The organism is Acidaminococcus hominis, from assembly GCF_900291475.1.
Classification (GTDB): Bacteria; Bacillota; Negativicutes; order Acidaminococcales; family Acidaminococcaceae; genus Acidaminococcus; species Acidaminococcus hominis.
This window is the reverse complement of sequence record NZ_OLMM01000002.1, coordinates 32,623-47,617: the sequence shown is the minus strand read 5'-3', so window position 1 is coordinate 47,617 and position 14,995 is coordinate 32,623. Positions and strand designations below refer to the sequence as shown.

Annotated in this window: 16 protein-coding genes; 14 read left to right on the top strand and 2 right to left on the bottom strand. The window is 50.2% G+C overall.

Annotated features, from left to right (window positions below; translation table 11 throughout):
• Window positions 1-132 precede the first annotated feature (132 nt).
• The 11 genes from C7E10_RS01250 (at window position 133) to tyrS (ending at window position 9,560) form a co-directional block, all read left to right on the top strand.
• Window positions 133-510: a metal-dependent transcriptional regulator gene (locus C7E10_RS01250; protein ID WP_105325579.1), complete on the top strand. Its 378-nt coding sequence runs from the start codon at window positions 133-135 to the stop codon at window positions 508-510.
• A 472-nt stretch (window positions 511-982) separates the two neighbouring features.
• Entirely contained in the window at window positions 983-1,399 is a 417-nt protein-coding gene (locus tag C7E10_RS01245; protein ID WP_105325578.1) for a GNAT family N-acetyltransferase, read from the top strand.
• A 153-nt stretch (window positions 1,400-1,552) separates the two neighbouring features.
• Window positions 1,553-2,251, top strand: a complete 699-nt coding sequence (locus C7E10_RS01240) for a response regulator transcription factor (RefSeq protein WP_105325577.1) — start codon at window positions 1,553-1,555, stop codon at window positions 2,249-2,251.
• Window positions 2,248-3,867 (top strand): sensor histidine kinase, encoded by a 1,620-nt coding sequence (locus tag C7E10_RS01235; RefSeq protein ID WP_105325576.1) that lies wholly within the window; start codon window positions 2,248-2,250, stop codon window positions 3,865-3,867. Before C7E10_RS01240 ends, C7E10_RS01235 begins: the two co-directional genes overlap by 4 nt.
• Window positions 3,868-3,880: 13 nt before the next feature.
• Entirely contained in the window at window positions 3,881-4,921 is a 1,041-nt protein-coding gene (locus C7E10_RS01230; RefSeq protein ID WP_158572297.1) for a M15 family metallopeptidase, read from the top strand.
• Between the two features lie 91 nt (window positions 4,922-5,012).
• Window positions 5,013-5,348, top strand: coding sequence for a YlbF/YmcA family competence regulator (locus C7E10_RS01225; RefSeq protein ID WP_105325574.1), 336 nt, complete (start codon window positions 5,013-5,015; stop codon window positions 5,346-5,348).
• On the top strand, window positions 5,348-6,265 hold the full coding sequence (gene murB, locus C7E10_RS01220) for a UDP-N-acetylmuramate dehydrogenase (protein WP_200820171.1): 918 nt from the start codon (window positions 5,348-5,350) through the stop codon (window positions 6,263-6,265). Before C7E10_RS01225 ends, murB begins: the two co-directional genes overlap by 1 nt.
• Window positions 6,266-6,299: 34 nt before the next feature.
• Window positions 6,300-7,268: a DMT family transporter gene (locus tag C7E10_RS01215; protein WP_105325572.1), complete on the top strand. Its 969-nt coding sequence runs from the start codon at window positions 6,300-6,302 to the stop codon at window positions 7,266-7,268.
• A gap of 1 nt (window position 7,269) precedes the next feature.
• Window positions 7,270-7,635 (top strand): VOC family protein, encoded by a 366-nt coding sequence (locus tag C7E10_RS01210; RefSeq protein WP_105325571.1) that lies wholly within the window; start codon window positions 7,270-7,272, stop codon window positions 7,633-7,635.
• A 209-nt stretch (window positions 7,636-7,844) separates the two neighbouring features.
• The gene (gene mscL, locus C7E10_RS01205) at window positions 7,845-8,291 is read left to right on the top strand and encodes a large-conductance mechanosensitive channel protein MscL (RefSeq protein ID WP_105325570.1); all 447 of its coding nucleotides are present in this window, start codon (window positions 7,845-7,847) and stop codon (window positions 8,289-8,291) included.
• Between the two features lie 39 nt (window positions 8,292-8,330).
• Complete coding sequence (tyrS, locus tag C7E10_RS01200) at window positions 8,331-9,560, top strand: tyrosine--tRNA ligase (RefSeq protein ID WP_160101771.1); 1,230 nt, start codon at window positions 8,331-8,333, stop codon at window positions 9,558-9,560.
• A gap of 950 nt (window positions 9,561-10,510) precedes the next feature.
• Here the strand turns inward: tyrS and C7E10_RS01195 are convergent.
• The gene (locus C7E10_RS01195; RefSeq protein ID WP_105325568.1) at window positions 10,511-10,819 is read right to left on the bottom strand and encodes an MGMT family protein; all 309 of its coding nucleotides are present in this window, start codon (window positions 10,817-10,819) and stop codon (window positions 10,511-10,513) included.
• Window positions 10,820-10,945: 126 nt separating this feature from the next.
• Between C7E10_RS01195 and C7E10_RS01190 the strand changes: the two genes are divergently transcribed.
• Window positions 10,946-11,779 (top strand): SIR2 family NAD-dependent protein deacylase, encoded by an 834-nt coding sequence (locus tag C7E10_RS01190; RefSeq protein WP_105325567.1) that lies wholly within the window; start codon window positions 10,946-10,948, stop codon window positions 11,777-11,779.
• 63 nt (window positions 11,780-11,842) lie between these two features.
• Here C7E10_RS01190 and C7E10_RS01185 read toward each other — a convergent pair whose 3' ends face one another.
• The gene (locus C7E10_RS01185; RefSeq protein ID WP_105325566.1) at window positions 11,843-12,313 is read right to left on the bottom strand and encodes an Rrf2 family transcriptional regulator; all 471 of its coding nucleotides are present in this window, start codon (window positions 12,311-12,313) and stop codon (window positions 11,843-11,845) included.
• Window positions 12,314-12,711: 398 nt separating this feature from the next.
• On the opposite strand from C7E10_RS01185, the gene C7E10_RS01180 reads away from it, so the two are divergent.
• Together C7E10_RS01180 and C7E10_RS01175 are read left to right on the top strand one after the other, a co-directional pair.
• Window positions 12,712-13,269 (top strand): HD domain-containing protein, encoded by a 558-nt coding sequence (locus C7E10_RS01180; protein WP_105325565.1) that lies wholly within the window; start codon window positions 12,712-12,714, stop codon window positions 13,267-13,269.
• A 68-nt stretch (window positions 13,270-13,337) separates the two neighbouring features.
• Window positions 13,338-14,192 (top strand): aldo/keto reductase, encoded by an 855-nt coding sequence (locus tag C7E10_RS01175; protein WP_105325564.1) that lies wholly within the window; start codon window positions 13,338-13,340, stop codon window positions 14,190-14,192.
• Window positions 14,193-14,995 lie beyond the last annotated feature (803 nt).

The window sequence follows — 14,995 nt, the reverse complement described above, 5'->3', positions numbered from 1 at the left end:
TTCCTTTATTTTCCATTGTTTATAGAATGTTTATGAACGCAGGTTTGCGTCCCGTGGATAAATAGGCTATAATATTGGTAATGCATAGAAGATTATCTATGTGCAATTCTTGACAAGAAATTAGGTGAAACCATGGAAGTACATGAAGCAGCAGAAATGTATCTGGAAACCATCCTTGTACTGAAGAATCGCCTGGGATTGGTGCGCTCCATTGACGTGGCCAACGAAATGGGCTATTCCAAACCTACCATCAGCATTGCTATGAAAAAATTTCGTCAAGAAGGTCTGGTTACGGTGGATGAATCCGGCTTTATCAATTTGACGGAAGCTGGACGTGATATTGCCGAGAGAATTTACGAAAGGCATCAGGTCCTGACCCACATTCTGGTGTCCCTGGGGGTATCCCAGGACCACGCAGAAGAAGATGCCTGTAAAATCGAACATGATATCAGCGATGAAACCTTTGCAGCCCTGAAGAAGGAATATTTACGGCTGAGGCAGAAAAAATAGGCACAAGGAATGCGGGCATCAGATTGGCAGAGGTAAAGCAGCTCTGCTGATCTGATGCCTTTTTACTTTTTGCTTATTGGTCTCCTTAGTGGTTCGCCGCTCTCCAATCAGCTGCGCCCTACGGGCTTGCTTCTTGGGCTGCTATCACATGGGTCGCATGTTCCAAATATCCCTGGTCAACTTGTAAGGATATTTGGATGCGACCGCAAAGCGTTGCGGGGCTGACTGAGGAGGTTCAACCAACTTTTTTCCAGCTGTTGACTGACGGAGTTTCACAAGCAGTTTCCAAAGCTGAAAACTTTTTCCCATATCTTCACACAATTTTCATCTTTTTGCAGTATCCTATGCAAAATGTATTTTGTATAAAAAATCCTGCTCCAGCAGGAAAAGGAATCCCATCTATTAGCTCGAATAATTACTACGGGAGTGCTGTTTAGCACGCTGCCCATTCGCAAAGGAGAGACTTACCCATATGGAATTTAAAACCTATGCTTTCCTTCCTCCAGAGGCCAAGGCCCTGCGGGAAGCCGTTTTCGTCAAAGAACAGGGCTTTCAGGTGGAATTCGATGATGTAGACAAGACCTGCACCCATGGAGTGCTTTTTGACGGAGACCAGCCTGTGGCCTGCAGCCGCTTCTTTCCTGGAGACGCACCTCAGAAGTATATTCTGGGCCGCATCTGTGTGGACAAAAGCCGCCGGGGAACCGGATTAGGCTCTGTCGTAGTGGAAGAAAGCGAAAAGGCCGTTGCTGCCCTGGGCGGTCAGTCCGTGATTCTCCACGCCCAATGCCGGGCCCAGCATTTTTACCATACCCTGGGTTACCAGGAGTACGGGCCCGTTGAAGACGAGGAAGGCGTACCTCATCAGTGGATGCGCAAAAAAATCTAAAGTATTTTTCTAAAAAACACGTCCCTTTTTGCTAAAAACAGGTATAATAAGGGGAATGTTCCGCCCTGAGGTTTTCCTTTAGGGCCCTTGGACAGCCGTAAAAGGCGGCCCATCAATCCGGCAGTTTTCTGCCAGAACAGAGGGGTATTAACTATGGAAAGACAACAAACCGTATTGATTGCCGATGATGAGGCTCAGATTCGTGAGATTTTGAGCCTGTATTTCAAAAAAGAAGGCTTTAAAGTCATTGAAGCAGCAGATGGAGCAGAAGCTCTGGTGCAGGTACAGGCCGGTAAACCCGACATTATCCTGCTGGATATTATGATGCCCGTGCTGGACGGCCTGGAAGTATGCAAACAGGTCCGGAAGATTTCTGATGTGCCTATTATCATGCTCACCGCCAAAGATTCCGACGATGACCGCATCCTGGGTCTGGAAATTGGTGCGGACGATTACATCTCCAAACCCTTCAATACCCGTGAGGTGGTGGCTCGGGTCAAGGCTGTGCTGCGGCGTACCAGCCAGTCCATCTCCAGCTCCAACAAGCAGGTCCTGGAGTATCCCAACCTGATGATCAACTTGAGTGAATACAGAGTCGTTGCTTTCGGTCGGGAAATTACCTTCACCGCCAAGGAAATGGAACTGCTGTGGTGCCTGGCCTCCAACCCCGGCATCGTGTTCTCCCGGAACCAGCTCCTGGAAAAGATTTGGGGCTACACCTACTATGGCGATACCCGTACCGTAGACACCCATATCAAACGGGTGCGTCACAAACTGGATATTCCCCCGGATTCTAGCTGGGATATCATGACCGTTTGGGGCGTTGGCTACAAGTTCGAGGTCAAAAAGTGAAAAAGTCATTATCAACCAGGCTCATGTACAGTTACATGGGCCTTATTGTGGTTATTATCGTGGGCATTTCCATTGGCCTGTCTTATCTGATTACCGACTATTTCTTCAGGGCCAAGGAAGCCGAACTGAACGACAAGGGCAGCCAGGTGGCCATGATGGTCCGGTATTTCAATGCCATGGACATGGACAAGACCAACCTGCGCCAGTACCTGACCTCTATGGACCAGCTGATTGGTGCCCGGATCTGGTTGTTCAATACCCAGTACGAGCTCATTGGTGCCTCCGAATCTTCGTCCGAAGATGGCGAAGCAGCCTCTCCCTCCAACCTGGAGCGGGAAGCCAAGCGCCGGGAAAAATGGCAGAAGTCCATTACCGCCATCGACCAGCAGCTCCGGGACGGCGGGCCTCTAAGCGACCAGGTGAAGGACATCATCACCCAGGTATACCATGGTGACCGGGTGAACGCCCGGATTTTCCACCCCTATTATAAGGAACAGGTGCTGATGGTGGGTTTGCCCCTTACCGATTCCCACGGCCTTCAGACCGGCGCCATTCTCTTGGCCTCTTCCATTGGGGGCCTGAATAAGGTTCTAAAGGATATTTACCTGTACACCATTGGCGTGGGGATTATCGCCCTGATTATCAGCATGGTTATCGTCCGCAGCCTGACCAAACGCATGGTCCAGCCCCTGATTTCCATGAAAAACAGCGCCAAGGCCATAGCTTCTGGGGATTATTCCCTGAAGGTCATTGTAGACGGGGACGACGAAATTGCTGACCTGGGCCGCTCCCTGAACTCTCTGAGCCGGGACCTGGAACAGTTCGTACTGAAAACGAAAAAAATGGAAAAGATGCGCCGGGACTTTGTGGCTAACGTATCCCACGAGCTTCGGACTCCCATTACCATTATCCAAGGCTATAATGAAGCCATTTCTGACGGAACCATTACGGATCCCGAAGACATCAAAAAATACCGCAAGCTGATCAACGATGAAACCCTGCGCCTGGAGCGGCTGATTAACGAACTGCTGGATATCAGCCGGCTGCAGAAGGGAGAAGGGGAAGAAATGGAACCCATTCCCTTGGCCCAGGTAGTGGAAGCCGTGGTAAATATGCTGGAAGGCCGAGCCCATCAGCGGGACATCCGCCTGGACCGGTACCTGGACGACAGCCTGTACGTCTATGGCAACGGAGACCGGCTGTACCAGCTGGTGATGATCCTGGGGGACAACGCCATGAAGTACTCTCCGGACAGCTCGGTGATTACCTTCAAGGTCACCCAAAATCCGGACCAAAGCACCGAGCTCACTGTCAGCGATCAGGGCTATGGCATCCCCGAGGAGGACATTCCCTACATTTGGGAACGGTTCTACAAGGCGGACAAATCCCATTCCCGGCATATTCCGGGTACCGGCCTGGGCCTTGCCATCGGCCGGGAAATCATCCGGATCCACAAGGCCAAGGTCCAAGTCCAAAGCCAGGTGGGGAAGGGAACCAGCTTTGTCATTACTTTCCCGCCCTGTGACCAGCATGCGCCCCAGCCCGGCACCACCCGGGAGGCAGAAGTGGTGGAAAATGTTCACCCTCTGCCGGACGACGATACCATCGAGAAGTAAAGGAGGAATCTCCATGAAGCATACGAAACTCACTGCCCTGGCTGGGGCCCTGTGCCTTAGCCTGAGCCTTTCCTGCACCGCCCTGGCTGCCGTCTGGCAGCCGGAAGAACTGCCCCAGGATGAAGCCGCCCTGATTGGCTTCTACCGTTCAGGCGGGGAATCTCTGGCGGTACGGGAGCGGGACGGCCACCTGGAAATCCTGTATCGGTTCCAGCAGGGAGATAAGGACTTCACCCAAAGCAACGAATTTGCCCTGACCAAGAACCATTACGATTCCTATGCCCTGCGGGAAGTGGGGCCCAATACCGATGCGGAAAACGACATACGCTTTGACCGGGACTCCCGGGGGCAGGGCATCAGCCTGGTCATTGGCCAAAGAAGCTACACCCGGTACTTTGCCGGCGGTGAAAACGGCAAGCCCATCCGGATTACCCCAGCGGCCCCTATGGACCAGCTGCGGCAGGAAGCCCAAAAGGCTGCGCCGCCCAACCTGCCCTACGACAAGACCGCTGACCTGGTGGAGCTGAGCTCCGTAGTTCCCGGTCTGCAGTACGACCTGCGCTATACCACGGACAACAACCTGTTTGGTACGCCGCTGGTCACCAGCACCCATGCCTATTTGGACCGGAATGCAGCCCAGGCCCTGGGACGGGTGCAGACGGCCCTGAAACCCTACGGCTATGGCTTGGTTATCTGGGAAGCCTACCGCTCCTGGAGCGACTTTAAGACCGCCACCCTTGCTCTTGGCACCAAAAATGCCGCCATGCTGCCCAAGGCCGAAGAAGGCTATTCCCACAATTCCGGCCGTTCGGTGGACGTGAGCCTGTACGACCTGAGCTCTGGCGCGGAAGTACCGATGATTTCCGACTTTGACGAGCTCTCCCCGGCCCAATACGCCCAGTTCCCCGGCGGCACCCAAAAGCAGCGCTGGCTCCGGGATCTTTTGCGGCAGCAGATGACCCTGGCCGGCTTTACCGGCAGCGATATGGAATGGTGGCATTTTGACTACGATGCCGGCAGCCGCTATCAAATTCTCAATGTACAGGTGCAATAAAAATACAGACGTGCTATAATAATTTGGCTGTTTGTGCGGTGTATGGTACAATACAAACAGAATATCTACTATATATTAGGAGGAAGACCCTATGAACGTATATGATGAAATGAATAACCTTTGCAAAGCCATCAAAGAATCCCACGAGTACAAAATGATGCAGGACGTGAAAGCCAAACTGAAGGGTGACAGCAGTGCCGAACCCTTGGTAAAAGACTTTCTGAAACAAAAATCTGAAATTGAACTGCTCCAATACCAAGGCAAAGAACCCCCAAAAGAACAAATCGAAAAGATGCAGAAGCTGTACGGCGTGTTGCAGCTCAATCCTGTAGCCAGCGAATACATCCAAAACTACATCCGTTTTCAAATGATGATTGGCGATTTGTCCAAAACTCTGGGCGACACCATTAAGGAAGCTGTTGAATAATGGGAATGCAGCCTTTCCTTTCCTACTTGGAAAGAAATTTTCCGGGGAAGTATCAATTGAATGCTCCTATGGCCCGGCACACCTCCTTTCGGGTGGGCGGACCGGCGGACGTACTCATTACCCCCGATACCATTGATGGCCTGCCGGAGCTGCTGAAGGCCATCCAGGCCGAAGCCCTGCCCCTGGTAGTGATGGGCAACGGGTCCAACCTGCTGGTGCGGGATAAAGGCATTCGCGGCGTGGTCATTAAATTGGGCAATAGCCTTCGGGAACTGTCCCGGGTGGATTCTTCCAACACCATCCGCTGCCAGGCAGGGGTTTCTTTAAGCACCCTGGCTGCCCGAGCTGCAGAATATGGTCTCAGCGGTTTGGAATTTGCCATTGGCATTCCCGGCTCTCTGGGCGGTGCTGTGGTGATGAACGCAGGTGCCTACGGCGGAGAAATCGGGGAGCTGGTGAATTCTGCCACCGTTATTGATGCGGCTGGTAATCTGAAGACCCTGTCCCACGAAGAATTGGCCTTCAGCTATCGTCATACGGCCCTCCAGGACAGCGGCGATATGCTGTTGGAAGCCGAATTGGCGCTGAAGCCGGGCAATACCCCGGAAATCTGCGCCGCCATGGATACTTTTACCCAGAAGCGCCTGACCAAGCAGCCTCTGAACTTCCCCAGTGCGGGAAGCACCTTCAAGCGTCCTCCGGGCCACTTTGCCGCCGCCCTGATTGATCAGGCCGGTCTCCGGGGCTACCGGGTAGGGGACGCACAAGTGTCTGAAAAACATACTGGATTTGTGATCAACTGTGGTCACGCTACCGCTTCCGAAATTTTGGAGCTGATGGCCCAGATCCGGGAGAAAGTGTTTGCGGTCAGCGGCGTATGGCTGGAGCCCGAAGTCCGCATTCTTGGAGAAGAATAATCCCAGCCAATACAAATAGAGGGGAATCTAACAAGTGAATAAGGGATATTTTTTCGTATTGGTAACGGCCGTATTGTTTGGAACCATGGAAACGGTTCTGAAATTCTATGCCGGAGTATTCCATCCTGTGCAGATCACCTTCTTACGCTTCCTGATTGGCGGCTTGGTGCTTTTGCCCATGGCCCTGAAGGCCCTGAAAAAACGCAATGTGACCCTGAATAAGCAGGATATGGGCTTTTTCTGCTTTACCGGCTTCTTGGGTGTTGTGGTCAGCATGATCCTCTACCAATTGGCCGTGGTCTATGGCAAAGCTTCCGTTGCCGGCGTTATTTTCAGCTGCAACCCGGTATTTGTGGTGCTGTTTGCCTACTTTCTGCTGGGAGAGCCCATTGACAAGCTTACCGTGTTGTCCCTGATTGCCAGTTTTGCCGGGATTGTCTGCATTGCTGATCCTACCAACCTGGCAGGCAACGAACTGAGCATTATCCTGATTCTGCTTTCTGCCGTATTTTTTGCTTTGTATGGTATTGCCGGCCGGAAAAAGAGCCAGCGGTTTGGCGGCATTGCCATGACCAGCTTCAGTTTCCTGTGCGGCAGCCTGGAAATGTTTGTGCTGATTTACCTGACGGAATTGCCCGCAGTGCGGGATTTGCTGCTGGATACCGGCCTGAAGGTCTTTACCCACATTCCCATTATTGCAGGCCTGACCTGGGCCCATATTCCGCCCCTGGCCTATATTGCCGTGATGGTAACCGGTGTAGGCTACGCCAGCTATTTCCTGGCCATGGAATATACCAACCCGGCTACGGCCTCCCTGGCCTTCTACATTAAACCCATTCTGACCTCTTTTATGGCCTGGCTGTTCATCGGTGAACCCATCACCCTGAATATGCAGGTGGGCATCGGTCTGATTCTGTTGGGCTCCTGCTTCTCCCTGGCTTCCAAGCGGAAACAAAGCCTGGCCGCTAAAAAGGCAGCGATGAATACGGAAAATGAGGTGTAACATGAACTTTAAATTTGTGCATAACAATCTGAATGTGCTGGATTTGCAAAAGAGCCTGGCCTTCTATAAGGAAGCCCTGGGCCTGGAAGAAGCCCGGCGGATTGAAGCCCCGGATTTCACCATCGTTTATCTGGGTGACCATACTACCAGCCACCTGCTGGAACTCACCTGGCTCAAAGACCGGAAAGAGCCCTATAATCTGGGAGATAACGAATTCCACCTGGCTTTTGAAACCGATGATTTTGCCGCTGCCCATGCCAAGCATGAGAAAATGGGGTGCATCTGCTTCGAAAACCCGGCTATGGGAATTTATTTTATTACGGACCCGGACAATTACTGGCTGGAAATCCTGCCGCCTAAGAAATAACCATAGGCAAACCTGACCTCCCCAGCCGGATTTGTCCGGCGGGGAGGCCTTTTACTAACCTGAGGAATTTATACATAGCCCTTTTACACTTTTTGGTTTTCCAGGCTTGAGAACGGAAAAAATGTATAGTATAATAACAGGTAAATAACAGATATTAATTTGTTATAACTCCGTGAATTGCCATGGAAAATTGAGAAAGAAGGGATACAATGGGAGAATTTTTAAAAGAGTTTAAAGCATTTGCATTAAGAGGCAACGTAGTTGACATGGCAGTCGGCGTTATCATCGGCGGCGCTTTCGGTAAGATTGTGGCTTCTGCCGTTTCTGATATCATTATGCCTCCTTTGGGTATGTTGATTGGCGGGGTGGATTTCAGCAATCTTTTTATTAATCTGTCCAGCAAGAAAGTGGACACCTTGGCCGAAGCAACTGCAGCCAAACTGCCGGTTATCGCCTATGGCAAATTCCTGACCAACGTCATCGACTTTGTCATTATGGCTTTCGTTATTTTCTGCCTGATCTCTGTACTGAACAAATTCAAGAAAGAAACACCCAAGGCACCCGAAACCCTGTGTCCTTTCTGCAAGATGCCAGTGGATCCCGCAGCAACCCGCTGCCCGCACTGCACCTCTGAAATCCCTCCTCAGGGAAAATAATTACCAAGCGCAATTGGCGCGAAACAATAAGGAGGAAGTTTGGTGAGCGTTTTAGACGTATTGAAGGAACGGGGATATCTGAAACAGATGTCCCATGAAGATGAAATCCGGGAACTGCTGGAAAAGGAAAAAATCACATTCTATATTGGTTTTGACCCCACCGCAGATAGCCTGCACGTAGGTCATTTTATTGCCTTGATGGTAATGGCACATATGCAGCGGGCTGGCCATCGTCCCATCGTCCTGTTGGGCGGCGGTACCGGAATGGTAGGGGACCCCAGCGGCAAGAACGAAATGCGTAAGATGCTGACCCCCGAATTCATTCAGCACAACATTGAATGTTTCAAAAAGCAAATTGCCCGGTTTATTGACCTGTCCGACGGTAAAGCCATTGTGGCCAATAATGCCGACTGGCTGCTGAAGTTAAACTACGTGGATATGCTGCGTTCCGTGGGCGTCCATTTCTCCGTAAACCGTATGCTGGCAGCTGACTGCTACAAGAACAGACTGGCCAGCGACACCGGACTGTCCTTCTTTGAAATGAACTACATGATTATGCAGGCCTATGACTTCTATACCCTGCACAAGAAATATAACTGTGTCATGGAACTGGGCGGCGACGACCAATGGTCCAACATGATTGCCGGCGTGGAACTGATCCGCCGGAAGGACCGTCAGCCGGCCTACTGCATGACCAACACCCTGCTGACCAACAGCCAGGGCCAGAAAATGGGTAAGACCGTAGGCGGCGCCGTATGGTTGGATCCGGAGAAATTCTCCCCCTACGATTTCTACCAATACTGGAGAAACATCGACGACGCCGATGTAGAGAAGTGCCTGAGCCTGCTTACCTTCCTGCCCATGGACGAAGTACGCCGCCTGAGCCACCTGGAAGGCTCCGCCATTAACGAAGCCAAAGTGGTCCTGGCCTACGAAGTGACCAAACTGGTCCACGGTGAAGAAGAAGCCAAGAAAGCCAAGAGTGCTGCAGAAGCCCTGTTCAGCAACGGCGGCAATATGGACAACGTACCCACCATCACCGTTACCGATGACCTCCTGGGCACCAAACTCCTGGACCTTTTGGCAGAACGCAAAGTCATCGCCACCAAGAGTGAAGGCCGCCGGCTGATGCAGCAAAACGGTCTGAGCATTGACGACGTGAAAATTACCGACGTAGAAACCCAGGTTACCCCTGAGCTCTTTGCCGGCAAAGACAGCGTCCTCCTGCGCAAAGGCAAGAAAAAATACTACAGACTCCAAAGAGAGTAGGAGCCAGTATATAAAAAGCGAAACGGGAAGTGCCTGGTGCACTTCCCGTTAAATTTATGCAAAAAAGCGGCTGCTGCATCTCTGCCTGTGGGGCCAAAGAACGCAGCAGGGGCGAAGCCTGGCACCCGGCCAGCGTTTGCAGCTTGGTCCGGCATTATACGGTAAACTATTTTGACCGCTTCCATTCACGTACTATACCTAAATGTGAATTTAACAAATGCTTGTTAAATTCACGACAAAAAGCAAAAATTAACCTTCAGCCATATACAACGTATAAAATATCCATTCTATAGAAGTTTTATATTAATTTACAAAATTTCCAGTAAATAATCTTGTAATTACAAAAATTCGATAACTTAAATTGCTGGTTTGTTCCCCAATTTGTCCATTTTCATCTACATATCGATTTGCAATGACCTGCCTAAGTTTTTCTCAAAACCAGTTAATTCACATATTTGACACATATTAAATCCTTTGCTTTTTCACTTCGAGAGCCCTAAAAACACACCATTTGTTAACCCGTATACGGAAAATGTATACATAACTTTACAACAAATTTTGCATTCTTCTGTTCCCCTTACGCCTTCTGAGAAGCTTTTGGCACCACAGTCAAGACTCTCAAGCTGACGATAATAAAACAAGGGAGTGTGAAAAACGGCTTGCGAACTTGTTTGAGTTCGCAAGCCGTTCTTAACGTTGTTTGTGTAGTAATATTCGAACCTCGGAACTTCCTCAGTCAGCACTATAGGCTGACAGCTCCTTGTTTCACTTTCTTCCTGTGTACTTCCAGATAGAGCAGGGGAGAGTACATTTCTCAGCTGCCAATTTTGCTATCCATTCAGCGCATAACAAACATAAAAACCCATGGAACTCTGAGCGGTACACAAAAACACCTTTCCACAGCCCCAAATTTGCGTTTAGAGCGTTGTTTCACAGAGTTATGTAAATTCCTATTCGTCCCAACGAAAACGCTTCATATCCACGCAGCCGTTGCTTTTGAACTCCACGCCTTCTGCTTCCAGCCGCGAGCGCTGCTCGGTAAAATGGGGAGCCGTGCGTCCTGCTGCATTGACCACCCGGTGGCAGGGATAATGGCCGTAGTACTCTGCCCGGGATAGCACTTTGCCTACCAGCCGGGCATTTTTCTCCCGGCCAATCAGGGCCGCTATCTGTCCATAGGTAGCCACCCGTCCCTCCGGAATTTCTGACACCACCGACAGGATTTCATAGATCAAAGCTTCGTCCAAAACCCGGGACATGGTATCCTTCCCTCCCTTTAGATGATAAAATAGACCATACAGATTACGAACCTTTGAAAGGTCCAAATAGAAGTAACAGGTTAAAATTTTTTTATGTTTTTCCCAATTTGGAAAGAGGGTGAACCTATGGATAAACTGCAAAGGGCCGCCCAGGCCATCAAAAACGCCGACGGCGTATTGGTGGGCATCTCCAGCGGCTTTGCCGAAGCAGAAGGTCTGCACCTGTACGCTGCGGACAAAGAATTTCAGCACCATTTTGGCGATTTCCAGAAGAAGTATGGCATTGGGAACCTTTCCCAGGGTATGAACTATCCCTGGCCCAATGAGCAGGCCAAGTGGCAGTTCTGGTGCCGTTTGATTGACCTGTACTACAACCAGTACAGCCCCAGTACCCTGATGAAGGATCTGAAAGACCTGGTGGGCTACCAAGACCACTTTATTATGACCACCAATGGGGACGGACACCTGGAAAAAGCCGGCTTTTTCCCCAAGAATCTTGACGAAATAGAAGGGAACTGGCTGACCATGCAGTGCTCCCGGGCCTGTCATGAGGAATTATACCCCACGCCGCCCCTGGTGGACAAGCTGCTGGCCGCCAGTTCTCCGGATGGTACCCTGCCCCAGGAACTGCTGCCTCGGTGTCCCCGGTGCGGCGCTCCTATGCAGGTACATATGAATAGGGACGAATACTTTATTCCCAACACCAGCGGGTCCCTGGGCCTCAGCCGCTTTATCCACAATTTCAGCGGCACCCGGCTGGTCATCTTAGAGCTGGGTATCGGCTGGCAGGATCAGCTGCTGAAAGGTCCCCTGATGCAGCTGGCCCAAAACGAGGACAAAGCCGTTTACATAGCAATAAATCAGGGAGAAATCTTCCTGCCCCCTGCCTTGGCCGATAAGTCTATCGGTCTGGATGGCGCGCTGGGTGACATTTTGTCCCAGCTCTGTTTCGCCCTATAATTGCAGGTGGGGAAGAACTTCTCCCTGATTGGTACAGTTTATTTGGTTACGGTGGGGTCAGTCTCAGGAAATCATTTCCTTGGATTCAGAATTGGTAGCATACATACTGTAGCTGTCCAAAATATCCTGCAAGGAAATGTTTTTCATCTTGGCTTCAGCTGCGTTTTGCACTTCATCGTAAGCATCTTGGAGAGCCATCTGAATCTTGGTACCCACTTGGCATTCTGCATTGATGTCCTTGTTCAGGTGGAGCAGGGGCTTTTCGCCTTCCACTGCTTTGTAAATGTCATGCAGGGTAATGTCTTGGGGAGCACGGGTCAATCTGGGGTTGGCAACCCCTTGTTCACCCAGCAGCAGGCCGCCGTGTTTCAATTTCATCATCAATTGCCGTACGAAGGATGGGTTAGTGTGAATGCTTGCCGCAATGTCGCTGCTGGCAAGGCGCATACCCATGTTGCCAGGTAATTGTTCTCTGTGGATTACGATAAAGGCTAAAATGTGGATTGCATCACTTAGACGAGTAGAGTATTTCATGGTAAGAACCCTTCTTTCTTAGAACTTGTATTGATTCCAATTCCTTATGTGTATCTTAGCACCAATTTAACCTTTTGTGTAAATTTTATCTGAGATAATAACAAGTTTGGCATAGTAAAATCGCTGATACAAGCCCGGAGAAGGGGATTCAGTCATTAAACATATATTAATTTGTATGCAAAACTTGAAAGGTGCTAAAAGATTAGACACACCTAAATGTTAGTGCTAAGTTAACATAAAATGGTGAAATACAGAATATCTAGTGGTACTGCCCCCTAAGCTTGCACTAGAATATTCCCTGCGGTACAATAAAAAAGTGCATAGCACGCAGCGGCTATGGTAAAATTTTACCGGAAAGACCGTTGATTCAATAGAATTTGAATGAAGGTGGATTTTGCATGGATAGAAAATGGGTAAGAAATCTGAAAGACTGGCCCGCCATTGAGCCAGAATTTACGGTTTGGGAAAAATATATGTGGGATCATGTAGACTTTGCCCTGACCACCAGCGTTATACATACCAAAGAGCATGCCGAAAGGGTGCTTCTCTTTGCCCTGCTTATGGCCCACAAACTGGGCCTGGATAAAAAGGACCGGGAAGCCCTGTGCCATGCTGCTATTTTTCATGATACCCGGCGTCACGATGATTCCTACGACGTAGGCCACGGTGGACGGGCAGCAGTTCATTATAAAGAATTCTGCCAGGAACATCACCTGGACTACGACCCTAGGACAGCTCTCGTAATGGCCTATCATGACCATCCCGATGCAGAAGGCATTGCCCAGGCGAAAAAAAGCGGCCTGAAAAATGCCGTGCTGCTGTACCAAATTTTCAAAGATGCCGATGGCTTGGATCGGTACCGGCTGGCTCCCCACGGCTTGGATGTCAAGTACCTCCGGACCACCGTATCTCCCAGCTTGGTCCCCTTGGCCAAGCGCATGAATGGGCGGGTATGAAAATAAAGTATATATAGATTAAATTATATTACAAAAGTTTCAGTGTTATGTCAAGACAGGTGATTATAATGAAAACATGTACATTAAATAATGGCGTTGAAATGCCTCTGTTGGGCTTTGGCACTTATCAAACCGCTGGGGACGAATGTGCCCGTTCCGTAGAAACTGCTCTCCAGTGCGGCTATCGGCTCATCGATACCGCTACCCTTTACGAAAATGAAGACCAGGTGGGAGAGGCCATCCGCAAAAGCGGGGTGAATCGGCAGGAGATTTTCCTGGTGACCAAAATCAGTTTCAAAGACTACGAACACACCGTGGACTCCGTAGCTGCTTCCCTGAAGAAATTGGGCACCGATTACCTGGACCTGGTGCTGCTGCACTGGCCCTTTGCCAACTACTACAAAGCCTGGCAGGATCTGGAAAAACTGTATCAGGTTGGCGTAATCCGGGCCATTGGCGTTTCCAATTTTAACCCTGACCGACTGGTGGACCTGATTTCCTACAACAAGGTAGTCCCCGCCGTGAACCAGATTGAAACCCACCTGTACTGCCAGCGCCAGGAGCACCATAAATGGGAAGACCAGTACGGTGTAGCCCATATGGCCTACGCACCCCTGGGCCAGCAGCGGGCCAAGGAAATGTTCACCGAGCCTGCTGTTGCAGCCCTGGCCGCCAAATACCATAAAAGCCCCGCCCAGATTGCCCTCCGGTACCTGATCCAAAATGACGTCATTGTTATCCCCAAATCCACCCACGCAGAGCGCATCCGGGAGAACTTTGCCCTCTTTGACTTTGCCCTTACCCCGGAAGAAATGGAAAGCCTGAGAGCTCTGGACAAAAACCATCCCATGATCGGCACCCCCGATGACCCCAATAAAGTCCTGCATTCCTGTAAGACCTGGGTAGCACACTTCAGTGAATAACTGTAGAGTAGACTTTTCCATAGAAATGAAAAGCTGCTGTAGGCAAGGCAGAAACTGTAGTTGTTAATGGGAATTGATGACTTCCTACACTTTCTACGAAAGTGTAGAGGTGTTTTTAAGAATATATGGGCGGCCAAGCCGCCAAAAGAGTCACTCTGCAAACTGGAGTTAGTACTGCGAAAGGCACAAGTGCACCCTACACTTTCTGCGAAAGACAGCGAATAATTGGGCTGGGAGAATTTCTCTAGAAATGAAAAGCTGCTGTAGGCGGGGCAGAAACTGTAGGTGCTAATGAAATTTGAGGACGTCCTACACTTTCTGCGAAAATGTGCGGTGCTTTTTTAGAATATACGAACCCTTTGGGCGACTTGGCAGGTGCAGCGTGACTTGGCGATTGTGCTGGGAAAGTTTGTTTGCGGGGGTATGAAAAAAATGAAACTTCTATCGTCGCCTGCGGCGACACTTCCTACACGCTTTACGGTCGCATCCAAATGTCAATGCAGTTCCCCGAGGACATTTGGTATATGCGACCTATGTGATAGCCGTCCGTGAGCCGAACCCGCAGGGTGAAGGGGAACGGGGTACGGCGAACCACTCAGGAAGCATTCTATGCCTCTACTGGTCAAAGTGACAGAGAAGGGTAATGCTAGTCTTTACATACCGTGATTTCATCTCAAAACCCGTTTTGCACATGACCAGTATAGGCCTAAGACCGGCCCATCCAAGCGTGGAGGGGCTGTCAGTCCGCAGGACTGACTGAGGAAGTTTTGAGCCTTGGATACGGCCATAACAATCAAAAACGG